Genomic DNA, 24,683 nt, shown 5'->3' on the forward strand with positions numbered 1-24,683 from the left:
GAGCCAATCTAAGAGGAGTGGCAGACAAGAAGTTCTTTTTATTCAGAATTGCAAAACTATATGCCTATCCCCATTGATTTTCTACTGAGCCCCATTCTACCGTCTGCGCTCAGTATCAAAATCATAAAAAAAGAGGTTGGTGCAGGAAGCTACCAACCTCGAGAAAGAATTTAGAAAATTCTAAATTCATGAAAAACACATAGCAAATATACATTCTTTATGCAATATAACCAAATAATTAACTATATAATTATAAGTTTTAACACTATTTGCGAACACCATTGGCATTTTTATAGATAAAAAGGAAGTTTAAAACGGTTTTAATCATTTTTTCATACTGTATGGTTTGCATTATCCATATTTATTAAGTAACTTTGCGAAAGTATTAATTCACTAAAGTTTTTTAATTTAAAAAGATTGATTATGACTAAAATTTTACGTTATGCATTCGTAGTTGCACTTGCAGCTGTTAGTACACTCACTTACGCTCAAAAAGAGGTGAAATTTGATTTTGTACCTAATGATAATTATACTTTGTTTGGACTCTCTGGACAGTCTTCACAAGAAAGCAACGCAGGTGACATCACAGAGACAAAGAGTGCTGATATTGATGGAGTAACTATCACTGTAAGCCCAAGTGGTGTTAAAAATCCTAACCGTTTTTGGAAATCTTCTTTAAGACTATACGGAGGAACTCTGTCATTAAAAGCAACAGGCAAGAAAATCACCAATATTCGTTATGCTATTAATTTTAAAAATTGGGGATCAGCCAATACTTTTGCACCAGAAGGAACAGTAACCGACGTTACAGAAGGAACTTATAAGTTCAAGAACTGGGCAGGCGAAGCTGAAGAAGTTGTTCTTAAGGTAGCTAAGAATACTCAATTCCGCTCTATTGTTGTGACTTATGTTGACCCTGCTGGCATTGAGACAGTTGAGACTATTTCTGTAAACGAAAACGCTCCAATGTACAATCTTGCAGGTCAGCTTGTAAACAAAAACTTCAAGGGTGTTGTTATTCAGAACGGCAAGAAATTCATCAACAAGTAATAAGGTATCATTACTTTACATAAAACAGAAGAGACCCACATGTATGGGTCTCTTTTTGATTATTAAGCCAGCGCTTATCATTACGCTTTTATTTCAACAAATTGAAAATGTGCTTTAACACGAATCAATCAAGAAGCCCTCTTGATCTAATCGTGAAATTGCAGTTTAATGATCGATTTGGAGTTAATACTTTTCATCTCTGTAGCAAAGCCTACGATGATAATCCATATTAGTCTTTGGTACTTTATTTTGAAGTTTTCGATTTACTGACAGTCGTTTTTTTCCGAGATGTCGCAGATGTTGAAGCAATAGACTTCTCATCTAATTTTGCCCGCAGCTTATCAACCTCCAACTCCAATTTCTCGGACTTTGCCAGCAGGATCTCCATCTCTTTCTCCTTCATCTCTATTTCCTTGCCTTGATTGTGAATCGTAGTCAGCAATCCATTGAGCTCATCATTATCAATTTCTTCCGGATATCTACTGTTCACCCGATTGATAAAATCTCCAAGAATATTCATATAATTGGTAAAAGCATCAAACGGACTGCTGTATATACCTCGATTGATGCCCACGGATGATGATTTCGTCGTCATGGCACTGAAGTTGTTGCTTGCCTGAAGATAATCCCAGTCCTGATTAATGCGCGGATCATTGACAATCCTCACTCTATCGGCGATACTATAGAGTTTATTGAAAGCCTCTCGCTGCATGGGATTTCCCAGCCATGTGCTCACATCACGTTCCTCGTCCATCCAGCTTAGTGTATCAGGAACATTGAGCGGGCCCACACTCTTCATTTTCATGCAAATTTCAGTTGGTGTTGAAAAACTGATGTTTCGAGATTTGGCACATGCTGGCAATGCCTTAAAAAACTCCAAAATGTTGCTCGACAGTGGCTGTTCCATGCCCAAGGCTGACAAGTTCATAAATATTCCAATAATCTGTTGGTCATCAGGCAATGATGCTATTCGATCCATGTAATTATCTGCGAACAGTGGATAGCCTTCCCAATCGGAATTATTGAAGCGGAGAGATATGTCATCGCTAAGCGTCACATCGCGCAACAATAGTTTGAGGGATGGTGCCAATACGCAATGATAAAGATAATGTGGGCTCTTCCATCCGAGAACGTGCTTGGCACCTTCTGTCAGCATTCCCTTGAATCTCATCTTAGAGGTCATAAGCCCAATCTCGTCACTATAGATAAGCGACGAATTGCGCAAAACTTTCGGTGTTTGATTGAAATACTCCTGAATCTTTTTGCACTGGCGCTTCACTTCCGACTTAAAACACTGCTCGTTGCCAAGTGAGGAAAGACCGTGAGAGTAAGGTTCTGCCAAAAACTCCACACACCCAGTTTCCGACATTTCCTGAAGTTTTTCCAGTACTTCGGGTGCGTATTGCTCTAGACTCTCTATGCCAACCCCCGATAAAGAGAAAGCCACCTTGAAGAACTTACCATTCTCTTTAATCATCTGATGCAACGTTTCGAGAGCGGGCATATAACTGCGTTGGGCAATCTCTGAAATGCTTCGCTCGTTCTCATAGTCATCGTAGTAGTAATGGTCTGTTCCGATGTCAAAGAAGCGGTAACGTCTGAGATGAATAATCTGATGTATCTCAAAATATAAACAAATTGTTTTCATTTTACTGTATTTTAAATTACGAGGTCTTTGTATAAAAAAGAAATTCTACTTCCACCCGAGTGTTCTGAAGTAGAGTTCGCGAATCCATGCTCCCACCTTTTCCCATGTTATCTGATCAACCTCGCGCTTTCCTTCAACAGAGAGATAGTCGAACAGGCTTTCATTATGACAGATGGAATACATGGCATCGGCCATAGCATGCACATCCCAGTAGTCAACCTTGATACAATTGTTGAGTATCTCTGCACAACCACTTTGTTTTGAAATGATGGTCGGGGTTCCACATTGCATAGCCTCAAGAGGAGAAATTCCAAAAGGCTCGCTAACAGACGGCATTACATAGACGTCTGAAGCCTTCAGACATTCATAGACCTGGTTGCCACGCATGAATCCAGGAAAATGAAAACGGTCAGCAATACCTCGTTCTGCAGCAAGGTATATCATCTGATCCATCATGTCACCCGATCCAGCCATGCAGAAACGAACATTACGAGTTCGATGCAAGACCAAATCTGCTGCCTCAACAAAATATTCTGGCCCTTTCTGCATGGTCAGACGGCCAAGAAACGTGACTACTTTTTCTTTGTCTATATGCGAGGGACGTGGCATTTCAGCAACTTCGGCTCGCAAAGGATACACCGCATTATGAACCGTGAAAACCTTACGTGGGTCCTGATAATATTGGTTGATGACAGTTTGGCGCGTCAGCTCTGACACACACATGATGCAATCAGCATTATCCATACCGTCTTTTTCTATCGAATAAACAGTGGGGTTGACCTTTCCGCGAGAACGGTCGAAGTCTGTCGCATGGACATGTATGCAAAGGGGCTTTCCTGAAACTTTCTTTGCATGGATGCCGGCTGGATATGTCAGCCAGTCGTGCGCATGAATAATGTCAAAGTCAAAGGTGCGGGCCACCACTCCTGATATAATGGAATAATTATTGATTTCCTCATGAAGATTACCCGGATAGCCTCCAGCAAATTCCATAGCCCCAATGTCGTTGACACCCATATAGTTGAAATCGGAATAGATATGGTCGCGCAATTTAAAATAGAGATTGGGATCCATTATATTCCCTATCCGGTCTCTCACATAGTCAAAATCCACATTGCGATAGGCAATCGGAACACAGTTCATAGCCACAATTTCGGCATAGGTCCGATCCTCGTCTCCAAACGGGTGAGGCAGACAAAGAATGGTATCGATGTCACCTTGTGCATGGAGTCCCTCTGAAATACCGAAATTGGCTGTTGCAAGGCCTCCATATACGTGAGGTGGGTATTCCCATCCAAACATCAATACTTTCATATAGATTCCTCCTACTTTAATATTTATATTTCTCAAGAAGTTCCAAAGTGCGAAGAACTTCTGCCACATTCATGGCAAAAGATATCGCACCACGCCCCCGATAAGGCGGATTTCCGTCAAAGAGCTCTGGCAAAGTGCCCAGACAATGTTGGAAAGCCTCATCCTCAAAGCCCACCATCTGTCGTTCAACGAAACTGAGCCGGGTCCGTTTATATAACTTCAGACATGCTTCCAGATAAAAACCACCGAGCCAAGGCCAAACGGTTCCTTGATGATAGGCATAATCCCGCTGCGTTTGTGGTCCTGTGTACATCGGATTGTAGCCCACGCTCTTAGGCGAAAGCGAGCGAAGACCCTTAGGAGTGAGCAGTTCACGAGTACAAATGTCAAGCACACTCTTCTTCTGACTCTGTTCCAAAGGGGAGTAATCCAGCGCTACGGCGAGAATCATATTGGGGCGAACGCTCCAGTCAACCATATTACCATCCACATAATCATAGAGATAACCATAGTCATTGAGAAAAACCTGAACGAAGGATTCCTTGCATTTTGCAGCCAACTCTGCATAATGGAGAGCCTGTTCTGGATTCTTGTTCTCCGTTGCCATCGACTCCATAAACTTCAAGTCGTTGTACCAAAGGGCATTGAACTCAACGATATAGCCGGTACGCGGCAATACGGGACGCCCATCAACAGTGGAGTTCATCCATGTTATTGCCTCCGTTTTACCATCGGCAAACAGAAGCCCGTTATCATCTATTCGCAAATTGGGATGGTTTCCATCCTCAATGAATTGAATGATATCTCTCAACAGCTGGTAGTAAAGTTTCAAGCAGCTTTCCTTCCCTGCTTTCTTGGCATATTGCTGAATTGCCCATATACACCATAAAAGGACATCGGGCTTCTCTATCTCTGAGATATGAACAGTCAACGGTTTTCCCTCCATGAACTCACGCAATCCCCGTTCAGCTGGTTTCATGACAAGTTCGAAATAATCTTGCTCCTCAATGCTCAAGGTTAGGCCAGGCAAAGCTATGAACTGGTCGCGTGCTCGACACTTGAACCACGGGTAACCAGCAAGTATGTAACGTTCGTTATCTTGGGTTCTGTTATGGAACTGATGAGCTGCATTGACCAGGCAATGAAAGAAATTGTCCCTGGGTTTTCTCGATTCAACTTCCGTTTCAAAAAGACGCTTCAGGTCACTGGTCTTGATTTCAGATGTTGAGGCGGAGAATACAATGCTTTCTCCTTTGCGGATAGTCATCTCGAAATAGCCTGGAACATATAAATCTTCATTCGATGTGTAACCGCGCTCTTTTTCCTTGGGATATTCCAATCCACGATACCAATAAGGATCGAAATGAAATTCATTTTTCTTAGAGAACTGCATGTATAACATTGGATAACCTTCGTACATACAGGTGGTAATGCCATTGTCAATTTCCTGATAATCCCTGCTCGCCACATTGTTCTCATGCGTAAACTGCCGGACGCTTCTGAAAGCAAGAAATGGTCGGAACTGCAAGACGGTCGGTGAATGTGCATCTTCCAAAGTGTAACGTATCAGAATACGGTCTTGATAATGTTGAAATACGACTTCTTTTTTTAGCAGCACGCCACCAACACGATAAATCGTCGTGGGGACACTATCGCAGTTAAATTCCCTGATGTATTTATGTCCGTTGGGGCTAAAACTTCCGCCTTGATACTTATGCAATCCAAGGTTGAAGGCCGCACCATGCTGAATCACCGTAGGGTCGAGGGAACTCAACAGCACATGATTGTCATCGTCTAGTTCGGGTACTGGCACAACAAGCAATCCATGATATTTACGAGTATTACAGTCAACAATGGTAGAACAAGAATAGGCCCCTGAGCGATTGGTTCTCAGCAACTCCCTGGGGAGTGAATCCTGTAAATTTGTCATCAGAGCCTTTTCAAATTTAAGATAGCCCATATATTAGTAAGGTATTACATTTTTTGATTTGTCAATATGCCTACCAACAAAACAAAGAATCGATTAAAGCCTAAAACACCCTTCAAAGATACAAAAAAATATCTAAATTGTATCATACTTGATATTTTTTATGGTGAAATTTTATTTTAAAATATTGCCATCAGATTAAGCACTCACTATAGTGCACAATAGATTCATCAGCCAGTAATTCTATCATTCAATATAGATTGCACCGCATCTCACGGCTTTTATCAGCTAAAGGAAATTTGCCTGCTGTCCTCTATCAACTTAGCCCGTCACTCATTCAACGGAAGCACAGACCATCTGACAATCAACTAAATAGAAAACCGTACCAAAAAGGTCAGCATTCACCGTGCGATTGAAGAGTTTCGGCTGACAAGGAGGCAAGGCGTATCGGACAAAGCTAATCAAGGGAAAGACGGACATGGGACTGTATTGGGGAATAACTGGGCAACCGTATGCCTGAACACGTACTTTAATTTCCAGACATTAATCATGGGCATAATGGTTATACACTTCACAACAAAAAGCCCTCTATCCCTGTGAAATGCAGATGAAAGTCCCGTAATCGTTAATCAAATGACCTTATTCGGGAATCAGAAAGTTTAAAACTTCCTTTTCAACTGTTATCCTAAAAGGTCCGACTGGCGTGTTTGACATCAATCGTCCATCAATTCCGACTAACGTGTGTGGTTCGACATGCATCTCTATATCCTTTGTTCTGAAAGGATGTACGCTCTTATAGTTCAAAAATTTACCTCGCAAGAAAAGATAGATGCCCTCAAAGAGCTGGGTAACTTCAGGATGATAAACAACCGAGACATCTAACAGCCCGTTGTAGGGTACGGCATTGGGTGTCTGCCCATAACCCAGCGCATTACCAACACAAACAGTCATGACCTTACGCTTTATCACATCGGTGTTGATTTTTATATGCATGCGGTAGTCCATCCTCTGAAAAGTCAGAAGGATAAATGAGAAGATGAATGACAAACTCCGAGAACCCAGGACGTGACGGGTACGGCGACGGAGATTCATAATCGTTGCAATCAGCCCGATATTTATACAATTAAGGAAGTAACGGTGGCAAGCCTCGCCTCGCCTGTTCTTGTAACGAATGCATCCAAGGTCAATCTTTCTGACCCGACGCTTCAGCAACCAATCAATGGTTTGCTCCACATTATCCTCATCAAACTCCCAGAAATGGGCGAAATCGTTCATCACACCGTTTGGAATGAGCCCGAAAATGACACTCTTCCGAACAGACTGTTCTTGCTGCATCAGACAATTCACCGCATCATTCAACGCAGAGTCGCCACCAAAAATGATGATAGTCTTATAACCATTGTTGATGAACATGCCTATGAGACGGTCAACGCTCCTTGTATTCTCACTTTGAACCATGTCATAGTCTATCCCACGCTCTTTCAAACAACGCTCAACGCGTTCCCAACGCTTGCGATGTTTCCCGAAAATACCACCTTTAGGGCAATAAACTATACCCCATTTCGTTTCATCTACCATCTTTTTATCTGTTTATTCGAAGAACTTCAATCTATAAATATAATTCGTTGATTTCAATTGATGATATTATCATTCCCAAGTAGTGATTCAGCGAACTTGATTTTCTCATCCATAGGCAGGGAGGTATTGAGCCAATGAATTTGAAAGCCCCGCCGTTCCATTCCCCTGAACCATGTCATCTGACGTTTGGCAAATTGATGGATTGCTATTTCCAATGCGGCGAACATCTCATCAAAACTTAATTCGCCTATAATGTATTGTGTCACAAACTTATATTCCAAACCATAATATATAAGATTCTCAGCGGGAATCCCACTATCTAACAACGACTTTACCTCCTCGACCATTCCATTGGCCAAACGGTCTTTCAGTCGTTGGGTTATCTTTCTTCTACGCTCATCACGGTTGATGTCAAGTCCTATTATCAAGGAGTTAACTTTCGGCATCTGACGCTCCCCCACTGGATGACTCAGCTGGTAAGTTTCAATTTCGATCGCTCTAATTGCCCTATTCGTTGTGTCAACATCCGTCTTATTGTGCATGACGGAATGATTCCGAGTTTTAAGCTCAACCAATATTTTCTCAAGCTCGCTAAGAGACTTTCCCTCAAGACTTTCTCGTAAAACTGGATCTTGCGGCACCGGAGAGAGTGCATAACCCTTTAACACGGCTTCGACATACAGACCCGTTCCTCCACAAAGCACAATGGGACGATTTTCGGACTGCAACTTGTCATATACGGTATGGAAATCCTGTTGATACTGAAACAAGTTGTACTGAGTCCCTGGTTCAGCGATGTCAATCAGATGATATGGTATTTTTTTATCATTAACCACATAGTCATCGAGGTCTTTACCCGTACCGATATCCATTCTGCGATATACCTGCCGACTATCCGCACTGATTATTTCTGCACCAATCCGTGCTGAAAGAGCTGCTGCAAATGAGGTCTTACCACTCGCAGTTGGTCCTATTATGGTGATCATCTTATCCATTTACCGCACAAATATAATAAAAAAAAGCCATTCGGCAAATAACCGAATGGCTTTTAATAGGGTTTTATTCTAAATTAGATTAGCCATTAACCTTTGCCATGTGCTTGATCAAGTCAATCACTTTGTGTGAGTAACCAATTTCGTTGTCATACCAAGAAACCACCTTTACAAATGTATCGGTCAAAGCAATACCTGCCTTAGCATCGAAAATAGATGTACGTGGGTCACCAAGGAAGTCTGAAGAAACAACTGCATCTTCTGTGTAACCAAGGATGCCCTTCAATTCGCCCTCAGAAGCTTCTTTCATTGCTGCGCAGATTTCCTCGTATTTAGCTGGTTTAGCCAAATTAACGGTCAGGTCAACAACAGAAACGTCCAAAGTAGGAACACGCATTGACATACCTGTCAACTTGCCGTTCAATTCTGGAATGACCTTACCAACTGCCTTAGCAGCACCTGTAGATGAAGGGATGATGTTGCCAGAAGCAGCACGGCCACCACGCCAGTCTTTCATTGAAGGACCGTCAACGGTTTTCTGTGTAGCTGTTGTAGAGTGTACGGTAGTCATCAAACCATCTGCAATACCAAACTTGTCGTTCAATACCTTTGCAATAGGAGCGAGACAGTTGGTTGTGCAAGATGCATTAGAAACAAATTTTGTACCCTTTACATATTTATCCTGATTAACACCGCAAACGAACATTGGGGTGTCGTCCTTTGAAGGAGCGGACATAACAACGTACTTTGCACCTGCATCGATATGAGCCTGTGACTTTTCCTTTGTCAAGAAGAGACCAGTTGACTCAACAACGTATTCAGCACCAATTGCATCCCACTTCAAATCAGCTGGGTTGCGTTCTGCAGTTACGCGGATAACGTTACCATTTACAATAAGCTGTGACTTTTCAACATCAGCTTCGATTGTACCGTTGAACAAACCATGCATTGTGTCATACTTCAACATGTATGCGAGGTAATCTACAGGGCAAAGATCGTTAATACCAACTACAACAACGTCTTTTGCGTTTGCTTCTTCGAGACTTGCGCGGAATACGAAACGACCGATACGGCCAAATCCGTTAATACCAATTTTAATCATTTGACTTTTTCTATTATAAAGTGAATAATATTAAAATAAATCATTCGTTAAAGAAACACTTTTCTTTCTATTTCTCTGCAAAGTTACAAAAAAATTCTTATATTTGCAACTGTAGATAGTATTAAACAATATTAAATAAAGGTATGGTTTACATAAAGACCAACAACATCAACTTTACTATGAATATAAGAAAGCTGACAAAATAATATGATGCATAACCATACATTATAAAATTAGAATTATGAGTTTTATAAAAGAATTCAAAGAGTTTGCCGTTCGTGGCAACGTTGTGGACATGGCGGTCGGTGTAATCATCGGCGGTGCCTTTGGTAAGATCGTCTCTTCACTTGTAAATGACATCATTATGCCACTCGTTGGTGCTGTTACAAAAGGTTCCGATTTCTCGGAATTGAGCTGTATGATTGGCGATGCTGAAGTTAAGTATGGTTTATTCATACAGAACATTATTGACTTCGTCATCATCGCATTCTGTATCTTCCTGATGGTCAAAGGAATGAATAGTCTAACAAAGAAAAAGAAAGAAGAGGTGGAAACCCCTGCCGAACCAAGCAACGAAGAGAAACTTTTGGGTGAGATCCGCGACTTGCTGAAGAACAAGTAATATTAAATTGCTGCTTTTACAACATACCAAATGGCGCATCTAACAAGGTGCGCCATTTTTGTTTTATGTAAAATAAATTCAAAATCGTGTGGCAATTCCTTATCGTTCGCTTTGCGATAGCTCACTTATCATTTCCCAAAAGATGACCTATTATCGAATAAAAGGTAACCTATTAGAAGAAAGAAATAAAACGACTGACTGACAGATGGTTGCGAATGGGCTTTGAAAACATCAGGCTGTAAATATTTTTTACTCATCCGCTACCGGTTACTGTTCATTGTCGAGAATCGGTTTTCACAAAAAAAAGCAGGAAAATCTCAGATGAGCATATTCCCGCATATACGATAAGCCGACGGCTATTCTTTATTTTTACAAAACAGTGTAACCATGATGCCAAACGCTCTCTTTGCCTTAAAAGACTTAGTTGTCGGTTCGAAGCATATCAAACACAACCGTTTCTATTATTCCCACTCGATTGTCGAAGGTGGCTTTGATGAAATATCGTAGCAAACACGATTAACCCCTTTCACCTTATTGATGATCTCATTGGAAACCTTTGCCATGAAATCGTAAGGTAGATGTGCCCAATCAGCTGACATTGCATCGGTACTCGTCACGGCACGGAGAGCAACAGGATGCTCATAGGTGCGCTCGTCGCCCATTACTCCGACACTTCGGATGGTGGAGAGGAGGATTGTTCCAGCCTGCCATACCTTGTCATAGAGCACCTCACCATCATCGCAAACATAGTTGTGCATGTTTTCGATGTAGATGTCATCGGCTTCTTGAAGGATGCGTACTTTCTCGCGAGTGATATCGCCCAGAATACGGACCGCCAATCCAGGACCTGGGAACGGATGGCGCTTGATAAGGTGCTCAGGCATACCGAGTTCATAACCCACACGGCGCACCTCGTCCTTGAACAACCATTTCAAAGGCTCGCAAAGTTGAAGATGCATATCCTTGGGAAGTCCGCCAACATTGTGGTGACTCTTAATAACCATGCCCGTAATGCTCAAGCTCTCAATGCGATCGGGGTATATAGTGCCTTGCGCTAGCCATTTGGCATCGGTTATTTTCTTTGCCTCGGCATTGAAAACTTCAACAAAATCACGTCCTATAATCTTTCGTTTCTGTTCCGGATCGGTTACTCCTTCTAAATCCTTAAAGAACTTTTCAGAAGCATCAACTCCAACAACATTCAATCCCAGACCCTCATAAGCCTCCATTACCTTCGAGAACTCGTTCTTGCGGAGCATGCCATGATCAACGAAGATGCAGGTAAGGTTCTTGCCAATGGCCTTGTTAAGCAATGTGGCGCATACCGAAGAGTCAACACCGCCTGACAAACCGAGGATAACCCTGTCTTTTCCTACTTGCTCTCTTAACTGTTTGACGGTGGTTTCGACGTAAGACGCAGGGCTCCACTCTTGTTTGCTGCCGCAAATATCCACCACAAAGTTCTTCAACAATGTCTTGCCTTGCAAGGAATGGTACACTTCCGGGTGGAATTGCACCGCCCACAACGGATTCTTTATCGATGCATAAGATGCAAACTTCACGTCTGTCGTGGATGCTATCACATGGCAGTCATCAGGAATCGCAGTGATGGTGTCACCATGGCTCATCCACACCTGCGAATTTTCGTTGAAACCCTTGAACAGAGGATTGTCGAAATCGACCGTTGTCAGGTTGACACGACCGTATTCTCTCGTACCCGTCTGTTCCACCCTACCACCATTTTTGTGCGATATGTATTGCGCACCATAGCAAATGCCCAAGACCGGCACTTTGCCGACAAACTGACTCAAATCGACTTTAAAGGCTTCTGGGTCATGTACTGAATAAGGAGAGCCAGAAAGGATAACGCCGATTACAGTTGGGTCATCTTTAGGGAATTTGTTGTATGGAAGAATCTCACAAAACGTATCTAATTCACGTATGCGACGTCCTATTAGCTGCGTAGTTTGTGAACCAAAATCCAAGATAATGATCTTTTGCATATTCTTATTTTCTATTTTATGTATATTCTTTGGGGTAAAAACATTCTTTAATGAGTATGGGGAATCATCAATAACAGTTTCCTTTCTGATGAATTAAAATCGTGTTTTGCCGCTACTTACAAATTCCTCTGCTTCGTGAAGAGTGTCGAGCTTGCCGACATCCATCAGTTGCAAGTCATCTTTCACATAACCGTAGAAATGCAACTCGTGGGCATTCTGCAGATAAAAGTCCATGATTGGAAATTTATCAGGCCATCCTTCCATTGTCTTGAATATAGAGAAATTGACGACATGGATACCAGAGAAGGCAAACAGGCGATATCCATTCTGCACGTTGTTGGCCTTATTGCCATACGGTTGCTCGAATGTCAATGCCTTCACACTGGCAAAAGGCGATTTCACCTCTCCAGTCTCAACATTTGTCCAACCAACCAAACGCATGGTTTCGTCGAAGATGAGATAGCGTTTCGTCTTACGACCACTCACCAATAGTAAGGCATCAACTTGCGATTGCCTTTCCGCCAGAGCGACGCGGTCATAAAACGCATGCAAGTCAACGTTGCTAAGAATGTCAACATTGTGGATGAGGATGGGACTTTCTGAATCAAAAAGCGGAGCAGCCTTTTTGATACCACCTCCAGTATCAAGAAGTTGCTCCGTTTCATCAGATATACGAATGTCGATTCCGAAATCGTTTGCGTTAAGAAAATCTATGATTTGATTGGCGAAATGATGGACATTGACAACAATATTCTTGCATCCAGCCATCCTCAACCTTTCTATTGTGTGCTCAAGCAGTGGCTTGCCACTAACTCTTACCAGTGCTTTCGGCATCCGATCAGTAAGCGGCTTGAGGCGAGTGCCAAGACCTGCTGCAAAAATCATTGACTGCATTATAGACTTTTTTAATGCGTGCAAATTTACTAATTATCTTTCAGATAGCAAAGGAAAAAGAGATAAAACCAAAAAGGGATATTGAACGTTCCATGGTTTCTGTTCAAAGGTTGACTCGTTAGTCGTGATATCTATTTGGGGTTCTCCTCATGCGATGCTGACCGTGGAGGTAATATTTCTTCAATACCCTGCTCCCTGTGTGTGATATGTACCTCTACTCCATACTTTTGATTCAAGTGCTCTGCCAAATGTTGCGCACTATATACTGAGCGATGCTGACCTCCCGTACAACCAAAACTGAACATCAAGTCGGTGAATCCTCGCTGAATGTATCGTTCTACATGATGGTCTGCCAATTTATAGACAGGTTTGAGGAACTCAAGTATCTCGCCATCATCCTCAAGGAATCGGATAACAGCCTCGTCCAATCCGGTAATCTTTTTGTAAGGTTCGTAGCGACCTGGATTATGTGTGCTTCGACAGTCAAAGACATAACCTCCGCCATTGCCAGAGGTGTCTTCGGGAATGCCCTTCTTGAACGAAAAGCTATTCACACGCACAACCAATGGGCCCTTACCATCATACTTTGAAAATGTCGCAGGTCCGTCAAGAGGATTGGCATTATAGATATCCTTCTCCACTATCTTATATCCGTCGCTGCGATTAATGGCTGCGCGTTCTATCCTGGCAAACTGTGGAAGCTCAGTGACTTGCCTTAGCATATCCATCATGTAGGGATAAGGGAAAACTTTCGCGCCCATTGTCAAGACGTCCCTGAGATTTTGGATGGCGGGAGGTATCGAATCAAGGAAGTGTTTCTTACGTTCAAAATACCCTCGGAAACCGTATGCGCCCAAAACTTGGAGCAATCGGAAGAGTACGAACAAGGAAAGACGGTTGACAAAATGACGTTTCGAAGGCACTTCGGTATAGTTCTTCAAGCTCTGATAGTACTCAAAGACCAACTCCCGCCGAAGTTTGAACGAATATTTAGCACTCGCCTGCCAAAGGAATGAGGCCAAATCATAATAGTAAGGTCCCTTTCTTCCGCCCTGAAAATCAATAAACTGCGGATTACCTTTGGCATCAAGCATAATGTTCCGTGCCTGAAAGTCACGATAAAGAAATGAGTCCATCTGTTCAGAGGTCAGATCCTTGGCAAACATGCGGAAGTCAGCCTCCAGTTTCAGCTCATGGAAGTCGAGCTCTGTGGCTTTTAAAAAGCAGTATTTAAAATAGTTCAGATCGAACAATACTCCCTCCATGTTGAACTCTGGCTGAGGATAGCAGTTGCTAAAGTCCAGCTCACGTGCGCCCCTTAATTGGATATTGGGCAATTCACGTATTGTTTTGCGTAGCAATTCCTTTTCTGCAAGATTGTAACGGCCACCTGCAACACGGCCGCCTTCTATTGCATCGAAGAGCGATTTGTTACCCAAATCTGTCTGTATATAACGGGTTTCATCGTCAGAAACCGCTAATATCTCAGGAACGGGCAACTGTCTTTTCGTGAAATGTTTGGCAAGATAAATAAAAGCATGGTCTTCATCTCTGCTTGTGCCAACAACACCTATCACAGACTTTCCCTCTGCATCATAAAAACGATAGTATTCCCGGTTACTTCCAGCACCAGGGATTTTCTCAACGCTTTTCGGTTCTGCCCCCGACCAGTTCTTATAAAGTTGAATAAGTTTTTCCATCGTAAAAATTATTTGGACTCTTCTTCCTCTTTATCGTCATTTAGATTCTTCAGAATCTCATCGGCCTGCTTCTCGCCTTTTTTCTTTAACTCATACTGCTGTATCAAACCGTCAATCAACAGCAGAAGAACCATGATGCCAGCTGTAACCCATATACTACGAGTGATATAATACAGTCCTCCGATGATGACGAAGAACACCAAGAACATTTTCCAATTTAACTTCAGCTTCATACCGCAAAGTTACAAATAAAAAGGAGAACAAACGAGAAAACAAAAACTTATTAGGTGGGAAAACACGAAAAATTGGGAAGTCAAAAGACTTCCCACGTTCATTATAAGTATTTACCTTTTCCTTACATCATACCACCCATTCCTGGATTTGCTGGGATAGCGGGTGTCTCCTCTGGCTGATCAACAATCAGGCACTCAGTTGTGAGGAACATACCTGCGATTGACGCAGCGTTTTCAAGGGCAACACGAGCAACTTTTGCTGGGTCGATAACACCAGCAGAACGAAGATCTTCGTACTTGTCGCTACGGGCATTGTAACCGAAATCACCCTTTCCTTCGCGAACTTTATTAACTACCACAGCTCCTTCATCACCTGCGTTGGCAACAATCTGGCGCAAAGGTTCTTCGATAGCACGGCAAACGATGTTAATACCAGTCTGTTCGTCTCCGTTCTCACCCTTCAGGCCCTTCAAAGCCTCCTGAGAGCGGATGTAAGTAGTACCGCCACCCACAACAACACCTTCCTCTGTTGCTGCACGAGTTGCACAAAGTGCATCGTCAACGCGGTCCTTCTTCTCCTTCATTTCAACTTCAGAGTTAGCACCAACGTAGAGAACAGCTACACCACCAGAGAGCTTAGCCAAACGCTCCTGAAGCTTTTCCTTGTCGTAGGTGCTCTTTGTGTTGGCAATCTCACTCTTAATGAGGTTCACTCGCTCAGCGATATTCTCCTTTGTGCCAGCACCATCAACAATTGTTGTGTAATCCTTAGACACAGTTACCTTCTTGGCAGAACCGAGCATCTCAAGAGTTGCCTTGTCGAGAGTCAATCCCTTGTCCTCACTGATCACGACACCACCTGTCAGCACTGCAATATCCTCAAGCATAGCTTTACGACGGTCGCCGAAGCCCGGAGCCTTAACAGCACAAATCTTCAATCCGCCACGAAGACGGTTTACAACCAATGTAGTCAATGCCTCAGAATCTACATCCTCAGCAATGACTAGCAATGGGCGTCCACTCTCTGCGGCTGGCTGGAGGATAGGCAAGAAATCCTTAACATTGGAGATTTTCTTGTCATAGATGAGGATGTATGGATTTTCCATCAGTGCTTCCATCTTGTCGGTATCGGTAACGAAGTAGCTTGACAGGTATCCACGGTCGAATTGCATACCCTCCACAACATCGATATTTGTATCGCGTGTCTTGCTTTCCTCGATTGTGATAACGCCGTCTTTGGAAACTTTGCGCATTGCGTCAGCCAACAACTTTCCAATTTCAGGATCGTTGTTTGCACTTACTGTTGCCACCTGCTCAATCTTGTCGTAGTTGTCGCCGACTATTTCAGCATTTTCCTTGATATAGTCAACTACTTTATTCACAGCCTTATCAATACCACGCTTCAAGTCCATTGGATTTGCACCAGCAGCCACGTTTTTCAAGCCTTCAGTTACGATTGCCTGTGTGAGAATTGTAGCTGTTGTCGTACCGTCACCAGCGTCATCACCAGTCTTGCTTGCCACACTCTTTACGAGCTGTGCACCAGCGTTCTCAAAGTTGTCTTCCAACTCGATTTCCTTGGCAACGGTCACACCGTCCTTGGTAATCTGCGGAGCGCCAAACTTCTTTCCAATTACTACGTTACGTCCCTTAGGACCTAATGTTACCTTAACTGCGTCAGCCAACTGATCAACACCACTCTTGAGCAACTCACGTGCGTCTTTATTGAATTTTATATCTTTTGCCATTTTTTACTTTGTATTTTATACTAATCGTTGCCACGATTATGAATTATAAATTGTGAAATCTAATCGCATTTCAATTTATTTATTCTACCACTGCAAGTACGTCGCTCTGACGCATCATCAGGTACTTCTCGCCATCGTTCTCGATTTCAGTACCAGCATATTTGCCGTAGAAGACCTCATCGCCTGGTTTAAGAATCATTTCTTCATCTTTCGTACCGTTACCAACAGCCACCACTTTACCGCGCTGTGGTTTTTCTTTAGCTGTGTCAGGAATAATAATTCCACCTACTTTCTGTTCTGCCTCAATTGGGAGAACAAGCACTCTGTCTGCTAATGGTTTAATTGTCATAATTTTATATGTTTTTAGTTTAAACTTTCTATTATTTGCCGAACACTATTTCAAGTCTTCGCCTATCATTATACGAAAACCGTGCCAAAATTAATAAGCTGACATGCCTGACATGACAAGTGTGACACAATTGTCAGTTGTTCACTCCGATTTCACAGCTTTGAGGCTAACCTCAAAAGCGCCATTCATTTTTGTAAAAACAAAGTCAATAGCAATTTCGATAGAATAGTTATCAGATAGTAAAAGGTCAACTATTTGCGTGCAAAAGGTTAGCATTCGGGCTATAAAAGGCCAGGTTTTGAGAGCAAATAGCTATCCAGCTCATTACCAACTGGTTACAAACAGTTAACGAAACCATTCACTTGTAAATATTTTTTACTATCCGAGATACGGTGTTCCTGATGTTTTCCGTGGCAATATCGGGCCTCAAGGCTTTTTCCTTTGGCATATCAGCGGTATTAATGCTACTAACCGAGGTAAAACCGGCACCAACGAGCTCAACCTCATTGAGCACTCTCCCAGCAATCAGGTGTACGGGAATCTTGAACGATTGAGCCAATTGAAGTACTTTCTGGGGAATTTTGCCCATCAGCGTCTGTTTGTCAGCACTCCCCTCGCCCGTTATAATCAAGTCTGCGCCAGCTATCAAGTCGCTGAAGTGAGCTTCGCGCAACAGCAAGTCTGCTCCTGATTCTTTTTCGGTATCGAAAAACTCCATGAAAGCGTAGCCAAGCCCCCCTGCTGCTCCTGCTCCTTTCATGCCAGAGCAGTCTTTTCCCATTTTCTTTGCCGACATGGTAGCAAAAGTCATGGCACGACGGTCGAGGAAAACGATGTCACTCTCAGTTGCACCTTTTTGAGATCCGAAAATTAAGGCTGCCCCTTTTGGACCATAAAGCGGATTGTCAACATCGGAAGCCAAACGAATGCGAAGCGATTTGAGCTGCGGATGGTTGTACCACTCTTCTCCGTATTCATCTTTGAAGGCCCTAAGCATGCCTAACCCGCAATCACTTGTCGCTGATCCGCCGAGTCCGATAATAAAATCCCTGCACCCATGCTTTATGGCGGCTATCATCAGCTCACCTACTCCATAGGTTGTGCCCCTTAACGGATTCAACTCATCTGCCTTTAACAAATTAATGCCACACGAAACAGCCGTTTCAATGATGCAGACTCCGTCTTTGCGCACTGCAAATGTCGTTTGAATCGGCCGCATGAGTGCATCATGACTATCTACAACAAATTTATCACATTCAAAAAGCTCGCAGAACACATTCAACATTCCGTCTCCCCCATCCGTTACAGGTACTTTCAGTATCTCGGCACAGGGATATTGTTCACGAACCCCTCGCTCAGCGGCTGCCTCTGCCGACTGCGAGGTTAGACAACCTTTGAAACTGTCAATCGCAAGTATAATCTTCATTGTTTTAACATTAAATAGTCAATAATCCAAAAATTCTTACCGAGGTTTACTACGGTGTCGCCACTCATTGAACCCTACGTCAATCAAATTCTCAAAAATGCTGAAAAAGCCAGCTTCAGCTTGCAAAAATACGTATTTTGGACTCAACACATGACAATCATACAAAGAAATCTACAAAAATTTTGAGATTTAAGCATTTATGATTATCTTTGCATATATAAAAAGGTGTGAAAGATTGGGAAGATTATAAATACAAACTCCACCTCTCTTAATAATGATCTCTAAAACTTTACCTTTATGAAAGATTTCTTTAAAAACGTACTTGCAACGATAGTCGGTATCTTGCTAACAGGTTTTATATTGGTTATCTTTGGTTTACTGAGTATTATCGGTATGGCTATTTCAAGCGAAAAATCGGCCAGCATTAAAAATAACTCTGTATTGTCCATCAACCTTTCTGGACAAATGACAGAGCGTGTTGAGGATGATTTCATGACGCAACTTTCCGGACAAGTTAGTAATAACATCAGCCTTGAGGACTTTATTTCAGGAGTAAGGAAAGCAAAAAACAACGATAAGATAAAAGGTATTTACTTAGAAGCCGGCGCTTTCGCACCCGATTCGTATGCATCCTTGCAAGCAGCACGCAATGCACTACTCGATTTCAAAAAGAGTGGCAAGTGGATTGTTGCCTATGGCGACATCTACACACAGGGAGCATATTATCTTGCTTCTGTAGCAGACAAGCTATATCTCAACCCCCAAGGACAAATCGACTGGCATGGACTTGCCGCCCAACCAGTTTTTCTCAAGGATATGCTGGCCAAGGTCGGAGTGAAAATGCAAGTGGCCAAAGTGGGTACATACAAAAGTGCCACAGAACAGTTTACAGGCGACAAGATGAGCGATGCCGACAGGGCACAGACTACAGCCTATCTGAATGGTATATGGCAAAACATCACAAAAGGAGTGAGCGAGAGTCGCAAGATATCCGTAGCCACATTGAATCAATATGCTGATAGTTTAATCACTTTCGCAGCGCCCAATGAGTATCAGAAATTGAAACTCGTAGATGGGCTTCTCTACACTGACCAAGTGAAGAAGGAAGTGAAAAAACTGCTGAACATTGAGGAGAAGAAACGCATTAATCAAGTCTCTCTTACCGATTTGAAAGGAATCGATGACGAAGATGATGGTGAAGAAATTGCCGTCTATTATGCCTACGGAAATATTGTTGATGGAAATGCACCCGGTATGTTCTCGCAAGGACATCTCATTGATGCGCAAGTGGTTTGCAAAGATATAGAGGATTTGATGAAAGACAAGGATGTAAAGGCCGTTGTTCTCCGCATTAATTCAGGTGGTGGATCAGCTTATGCGTCAGAACAAATCTGGCATCAGATCGTAGAACTGAAAAAAGTCAAACCAGTCGTTGTAAGCATGGGTGGCATGGCTGCTTCAGGTGGCTATTATATCTCAGCCCCCGCCAACTGGATTGTTGCTGAGCCTACCACACTGACAGGCTCTATCGGAATATTCGGTATGTTCCCTGACCTCGGCGGTTTATACTCAGAGAAACTTGGTTTAAAATTCGATGAGGTAAAAACCAATAAGAACGCGGCATTCGGCTCAATGACAAGGCCATTCACTCCTGAAGAGATGAGTTATCTGGAACGATACATTGATCGTGGCTACAAGACTTTCAAAAATCGGGTGGCCCAAGGAAGGAAAATGTCCGAGGCTCAGGTTGAGAATATAGCGCAAGGGCACGTATATACGGGCCAGGACGCCTTCAAAATTAAATTGGTTGACGAGCTCGGAGGAATTGAAAAGGCAATCGCTAAGGCTGCAAAGCTTGCTAATTTGAAAGAATATCATACTGCGAGTTACCCCGTTCCTGTCGATTGGATGACACAGTTTGTCAACCAAATGACCCAAAAGAACTATCTGGATGAGCAGCTACGAGCCACACTTGGCATCTACTACGAGCCTTTTATATTGATAAAAGACCTCAACAATCAGGCTGCAATTCAAGCCAGAATACCGTATAATCCGAATATAAAATAACGATTTATGTGAGAAATGGGGTTGATAATTCACCTCATCTGACGAGTTAACAACAAGAAATGGAAGGCGACTTCATCAAAACAAATCCATGGTTGCTCCCCCTAAGCTGGCTCTACGGACTTGGAGTGGGCATCCGAAACGAACTCTTTGAGTTGGGAATCTTAAAGAGTCGCAGTTTTGATGTGCCCGTAATCTCGGTCGGAAATATAACCGTTGGTGGGTCAGGCAAGACCCCACACGTAGAATATCTTGTCGAATTGCTCAAGGATAGCACCCAAGTAGCTGTTTTATCAAGAGGGTATAAGCGCAAAAGCCGAGGGTATGTGCTTGCTGAAACAGACACACCCATGAAGATGATTGGCGATGAACCTTACCAAATGAAAAGCAAGTATCCGGAAGTATTTGTGGCCGTTGACAAGAACCGATGCAATGGTATCGAACGACTGACAACAGATGAGGAGACTAAGGAAACCGACGTCGTTCTGCTTGATGACGCATTCCAGCACCGTTATGTAAAGCCAGGCATCAACATTCTTTTGGTAGATTATCACAGACTGATTGTCTATGACAAGCTATTACCAGCAGGACGATTACGAGAGCCTCTATCAGGGAAGCACCGTGCCGATATTGTCATCATCACCAAATGTCCGAAAGATCTGAATCCAATTGACTTCAGGGTACTAAACAAGGCAATGGAGCTTTATCCATTTCAAGATTTATTCTTCACCACACTTGAATATTGTGACCTAAGGCCCGTATTCAAAGAAGAAGCAAACAAAGAATCGATAGCCCTCAACGACATTAAGCAAAATAACGTAATGTTGCTCACAGGCATAGCATTGCCCGAACAGATGGAGATTGACTTGGCACATTACATCGGAGAAAAGGAAATGACCAAGCTTTCCTTCCCGGACCACCATAATTTTAGAAAGAAAGACATTGCGAATATCAACGCTACTTTTGAGCAGATGGAGCAACCTAAGATAATCATTACAACAGAAAAGGACTGCTCTCGGCTTATAGAATTAGAAGGATTAGACGAGGAGGTCAGAAAGAATATATATGTTCTCCCCATAAAAGTGAAATTTATGCTCGGCAAAGGGGAACAATTCAATAATAAAATACTATCATATGTACAAAAAAATTCAAGAAACAGCATCTTGGCTAAAGGAAAGAATGACCACAAGTCCAAAAACAGCAATTATTCTGGGAACAGGCCTCGGACAATTAGCTTCCGAAATTACTGATACTTACGAATTCTCCTACAAAGACATTCCAAACTTCCCTGTGTCAACTGTTGAAGGACATGCAGGTTGTCTTATTTTTGGAAAGCTTGGGGGAAAGGACATCGTGGCTATGAAAGGCCGCTTCCATTACTATGAGGGCTACCACATGCAGGAAGTGACATTCCCAATCAGAGTGATGTACGAATTAGGCATCGAGACCCTCTTTGTTTCCAACGCTTCAGGTGGCATGAACCCTGATTTCAAGATTGGCGACCTGATGATTATCACCGACCACATCAACTTCTTCCCAGAGCACCCATTACATGGACCAAATTTCCCCACTGGCCCCCGTTTCCCCGATATGCACGAAGCCTATGACCACCAGCTCATTGAAATAGCAGATGGCATTGCCAAAGAGAAGGGTATCAGAGTGAGGCACGGTGTTTACACGGGAGTTCAAGGACCGACCTTCGAAACTCCGGCAGAATACCGCATGTACCGTATCTTGGGTGGCGACGCTGTAGGTATGAGCACTGTACCAGAGGTTATCGTAGCCCGCCATTCAGGCATAAAGGTGTTCGGTATCAGCGTAATTACCGACCTTGGAGGTTTCGACACTCCTGTAGAAGTAAGCCATGAAGAGGTACAGGATGCCGCAAACAAGGCACAACCATTGATGACAGAAATCATGCGGGAAATGATCAAGAGATCATAAGCCACAAGATAATTGATGAAACTTCAGAAGAGTTTATATCAAAACTCGAATTGAATAATTTTAAAATTATCAAAAGAAGGTGTCGCCTTAAAAGTTAATGGTTTAGGCGATACTTTCTCTAATATTTTTAAACTCCGAATCAAACGAACATGGAAATTAAAGAATTGGGAGAATTTGGTCTAATTGAGCGCCTCACAAAAGATATTAACCCCTCGAACCAATCGACAGTGAAGGGAATTGGCGACGATGCAGCAGTACTTCACTACAGCGACAAGGAGACACTCGTAGCGTCACACATGTTCATGGAGGGCATACAGTTCGACCTGACCTACATTGACATGCAGCATTTGGCTTACAAATGTGCAATGATTACAATGTGCAATATCTTCGCGATGAATGGCAAACCCAACCAGCTGATTATCTCCATCGGACTGGGGAAGCGTTTCAAAGTAGAGGATCTTGACCAGTTCTATAAGGGATTGAAAGCCGCATGCGACAAATGGAGTGTCGATATCATTGGCGGAGACACCACTTCTTCATATACCGGACTTGCCATCAACATGACTTGCATCGGCGAAGCTGCGAAAAACGAGATAGTATATAGAAATGGCGCCAAACCGACAGATATTATATGTGTGTCAGGCGACTTGGGATCGGCCTACATGGGTTTACAGATACTTGAAAGGGAGAAAACCGTTTTTTATCAGCAAGTAGAAGAATACAATAAGAAACTGAAAGCCGCTCAAGAGGCAGGAAACACGGCTGCTATCAAATCACTGAACGCAGAACGCGAGGTGATTTTCAATTTCCAACCCGATTTTGCTGGAAAAGAATATTTAATTGACCGCCAGCTGAAACCAGAGGCGCCAGGAAACATTCTTGCCCAACTGTGTGATTCTCATATTCACCCCACAGCTATGATAGATATCTCTGATGGATTGGCCAGCGATTTAAAGCACATTTGCAAGGACAGCAAATGCGGGTGCAGAATCTACGAAGACAAGATTCCTATCGATTATCAGACGGCAGCAACCTGCGAAGAGTTCAACATGAACCTCACAACGGCAGCACTCAATGGAGGAGAAGATTATGAGTTGCTTTTCACCATTCCTATCAGCGAGCATGCCAAGATTGAGAAAATGGAAAATATCCGTCAGATCGGGTATATAACTGAACAACAGTTGGGTGAATATATTATTACGAGAGATGGAAATGAGTTTAAACTCTTGGCTCAAGGGTGGCAAGAAGAATGAGAACAATGCGGCATGCTGAAGGTAAGTTATGATTTTGGGGTGAGTAAGAATAGCTGATTTCTCTTTTCTTATTTTTGCAAAGAAAAGTTAACACCAGAAATAATCCCTACAATATTTGTACGATTCAAAAGATTTATATACCTTTGCACTCGCAAATCAGAATTGACTCATTGTCAACGAAAACAAAAGCAATTGGTGCCATAGCTCAGTTGGTAGAGCAAAGGACTGAAAATCCTTGTGTCCCCGGTTCGATTCCTGGTGGTACCACTCCTCCTTTCATTAGGGCGGTTCTCTTTGAGTCCGCTCTTTTTTATTCCGATCATATCCAATTATTTACAAAAACAGCCCCTGTTAATCCCCATTTCAAAACAGCGGGATGACCGTTCCATACCCATTAGGAATTAAACTCCAATTGGGCAGTAGACCGCACGTTCACAAACGGATAATGACAACTTGCCCTCCTGACCGATTTCATTCGGGTCAGTCGTAAAACCCAGTTGCACCCCTCTCCCCTCATGCACATAATTTCATAAGCCTGTAAAGGAAGAAAGGAATATCCGTTACTCCCCTGAACTGTGCCCTGAAGGCTTTGACTTTTGCGTTGAAGGATTCAGCATTGGCATTTGTGGCTCTGTTGACAAAGAAATTGAGTATGCTATCATAATGGTTCTTAAAGGTGTCAATCACCGTATAGAAGTTGTCCACCCCCAATTTCTCCACCTTATTAAACCATCTTGCCAGTTTCAGCCTTGCCGCGTCCTTGATGCTTCCGGCATTATAAATATCAGTAAGTTCCATGGCCAGGTCATAGGCTTTTTTGAGTTCTGGGTAGTTTT

General features: G+C 42.8%; 20 protein-coding genes and 1 tRNA gene. 7 read left to right on the forward strand and 14 right to left on the reverse strand.

Going from position 1 to position 24,683, the window contains the following annotated elements; translation table 11 throughout:
• Nucleotides 1-423: 423 nt before the first annotated feature.
• Entirely contained in the window at nucleotides 424-1,050 is a 627-nt protein-coding gene (locus H515_RS0108320; RefSeq protein WP_028901833.1) for a hypothetical protein, read from the forward strand.
• Nucleotides 1,051-1,294: 244 nt separating this feature from the next.
• On the opposite strand, the gene H515_RS0108325 is transcribed toward H515_RS0108320, so the two are convergent.
• The 6 genes from H515_RS0108325 to gap all read right to left on the reverse strand — a co-directional run bounded on the left by H515_RS0108325 (nucleotide 1,295) and on the right by gap (nucleotide 9,611).
• Nucleotides 1,295-2,698, reverse strand: a complete 1,404-nt coding sequence (locus H515_RS0108325) for a glycoside hydrolase family 57 protein (RefSeq protein WP_025877281.1) — start codon at nucleotides 2,696-2,698, stop codon at nucleotides 1,295-1,297.
• A gap of 45 nt (nucleotides 2,699-2,743) precedes the next feature.
• Nucleotides 2,744-4,012: a glycosyltransferase family 4 protein gene (locus tag H515_RS0108330; RefSeq protein WP_025877283.1), complete on the reverse strand. Its 1,269-nt coding sequence runs from the start codon at nucleotides 4,010-4,012 to the stop codon at nucleotides 2,744-2,746.
• Between the two features lie 16 nt (nucleotides 4,013-4,028).
• Nucleotides 4,029-5,972 carry an amylo-alpha-1,6-glucosidase gene (locus H515_RS0108335; RefSeq protein WP_025877285.1) on the reverse strand — a complete coding sequence of 648 codons (1,944 nt, stop codon included), beginning with the start codon at nucleotides 5,970-5,972 and terminating at the stop codon, nucleotides 4,029-4,031.
• 606 nt (nucleotides 5,973-6,578) lie between these two features.
• Nucleotides 6,579-7,517: a diacylglycerol/lipid kinase family protein gene (locus H515_RS0108340; RefSeq protein WP_025877287.1), complete on the reverse strand. Its 939-nt coding sequence runs from the start codon at nucleotides 7,515-7,517 to the stop codon at nucleotides 6,579-6,581.
• Nucleotides 7,518-7,570: 53 nt separating this feature from the next.
• Nucleotides 7,571-8,512 (reverse strand): tRNA (adenosine(37)-N6)-dimethylallyltransferase MiaA, encoded by a 942-nt coding sequence (gene miaA / locus H515_RS0108345; RefSeq protein WP_025877289.1) that lies wholly within the window; start codon nucleotides 8,510-8,512, stop codon nucleotides 7,571-7,573.
• A gap of 79 nt (nucleotides 8,513-8,591) precedes the next feature.
• Nucleotides 8,592-9,611: a type I glyceraldehyde-3-phosphate dehydrogenase gene (gene gap / locus H515_RS0108350; RefSeq protein ID WP_025877291.1), complete on the reverse strand. Its 1,020-nt coding sequence runs from the start codon at nucleotides 9,609-9,611 to the stop codon at nucleotides 8,592-8,594.
• A 241-nt stretch (nucleotides 9,612-9,852) separates the two neighbouring features.
• Here gap and mscL point away from each other — a divergent pair, with 241 nt between their 5' ends.
• A complete protein-coding gene (gene mscL / locus H515_RS0108355) occupies nucleotides 9,853-10,233 on the forward strand; it encodes a large-conductance mechanosensitive channel protein MscL (RefSeq protein ID WP_025877293.1) in 381 nt (126 codons plus the stop codon).
• A gap of 461 nt (nucleotides 10,234-10,694) precedes the next feature.
• On the opposite strand, the gene guaA is transcribed toward mscL, so the two are convergent.
• From guaA to H515_RS0108395, 7 genes are all read right to left on the reverse strand, one after another.
• Nucleotides 10,695-12,236, reverse strand: a complete 1,542-nt coding sequence (guaA, locus tag H515_RS0108360) for a glutamine-hydrolyzing GMP synthase (RefSeq protein WP_025877296.1) — start codon at nucleotides 12,234-12,236, stop codon at nucleotides 10,695-10,697.
• Nucleotides 12,237-12,329: 93 nt separating this feature from the next.
• The gene (locus H515_RS0108365; RefSeq protein ID WP_025877298.1) at nucleotides 12,330-13,130 is read right to left on the reverse strand and encodes a nucleotidyltransferase family protein; all 801 of its coding nucleotides are present in this window, start codon (nucleotides 13,128-13,130) and stop codon (nucleotides 12,330-12,332) included.
• Nucleotides 13,131-13,261: 131 nt separating this feature from the next.
• Complete coding sequence (locus H515_RS0108370) at nucleotides 13,262-14,830, reverse strand: RapZ C-terminal domain-containing protein (protein WP_025877300.1); 1,569 nt, start codon at nucleotides 14,828-14,830, stop codon at nucleotides 13,262-13,264.
• Nucleotides 14,831-14,838: 8 nt separating this feature from the next.
• On the reverse strand, nucleotides 14,839-15,063 hold the full coding sequence (locus H515_RS0108375) for a hypothetical protein (protein ID WP_025877302.1): 225 nt from the start codon (nucleotides 15,061-15,063) through the stop codon (nucleotides 14,839-14,841).
• A 122-nt stretch (nucleotides 15,064-15,185) separates the two neighbouring features.
• Entirely contained in the window at nucleotides 15,186-16,811 is a 1,626-nt protein-coding gene (groL, locus tag H515_RS0108380) for a chaperonin GroEL (protein WP_028901834.1), read from the reverse strand.
• A 79-nt stretch (nucleotides 16,812-16,890) separates the two neighbouring features.
• Nucleotides 16,891-17,160, reverse strand: coding sequence for a co-chaperone GroES (locus tag H515_RS0108385; RefSeq protein ID WP_025877304.1), 270 nt, complete (start codon nucleotides 17,158-17,160; stop codon nucleotides 16,891-16,893).
• Nucleotides 17,161-17,518: 358 nt separating this feature from the next.
• Nucleotides 17,519-18,586, reverse strand: coding sequence for a glycerate kinase family protein (locus H515_RS0108395; RefSeq protein WP_025877306.1), 1,068 nt, complete (start codon nucleotides 18,584-18,586; stop codon nucleotides 17,519-17,521).
• Between the two features lie 297 nt (nucleotides 18,587-18,883).
• On the opposite strand from H515_RS0108395, the gene sppA reads away from it, so the two are divergent.
• The 5 genes from sppA to H515_RS0108420 all read left to right on the forward strand — a co-directional run bounded on the left by sppA (nucleotide 18,884) and on the right by H515_RS0108420 (nucleotide 24,114).
• Entirely contained in the window at nucleotides 18,884-20,653 is a 1,770-nt protein-coding gene (gene sppA, locus H515_RS0108400) for a signal peptide peptidase SppA (protein ID WP_025877308.1), read from the forward strand.
• A 59-nt stretch (nucleotides 20,654-20,712) separates the two neighbouring features.
• The gene (lpxK, locus tag H515_RS0108405; RefSeq protein ID WP_025877310.1) at nucleotides 20,713-21,900 is read left to right on the forward strand and encodes a tetraacyldisaccharide 4'-kinase; all 1,188 of its coding nucleotides are present in this window, start codon (nucleotides 20,713-20,715) and stop codon (nucleotides 21,898-21,900) included.
• On the forward strand, nucleotides 21,785-22,594 hold the full coding sequence (locus H515_RS0108410; RefSeq protein ID WP_081410142.1) for a purine-nucleoside phosphorylase: 810 nt from the start codon (nucleotides 21,785-21,787) through the stop codon (nucleotides 22,592-22,594). The genes lpxK and H515_RS0108410 overlap by 116 nt, the downstream gene beginning before the upstream one ends.
• Before the next feature lie 149 nt (nucleotides 22,595-22,743).
• The gene (locus tag H515_RS0108415; protein WP_025877315.1) at nucleotides 22,744-23,847 is read left to right on the forward strand and encodes a thiamine-phosphate kinase; all 1,104 of its coding nucleotides are present in this window, start codon (nucleotides 22,744-22,746) and stop codon (nucleotides 23,845-23,847) included.
• A 194-nt stretch (nucleotides 23,848-24,041) separates the two neighbouring features.
• Nucleotides 24,042-24,114 (forward strand) — tRNA-Phe (locus H515_RS0108420).
• 246 nt (nucleotides 24,115-24,360) lie between these two features.
• Here H515_RS0108420 and H515_RS0108425 read toward each other — a convergent pair.
• Nucleotides 24,361-24,683 (reverse strand): transposase (locus H515_RS0108425; RefSeq protein ID WP_028901835.1); only part of this gene is annotated, 323 nt, incomplete at its 5' end.

The organism is Prevotella corporis DSM 18810 = JCM 8529 (assembly GCF_000430525.1).
Taxonomy (GTDB): Bacteria; Bacteroidota; Bacteroidia; order Bacteroidales; family Bacteroidaceae; genus Prevotella; species Prevotella corporis.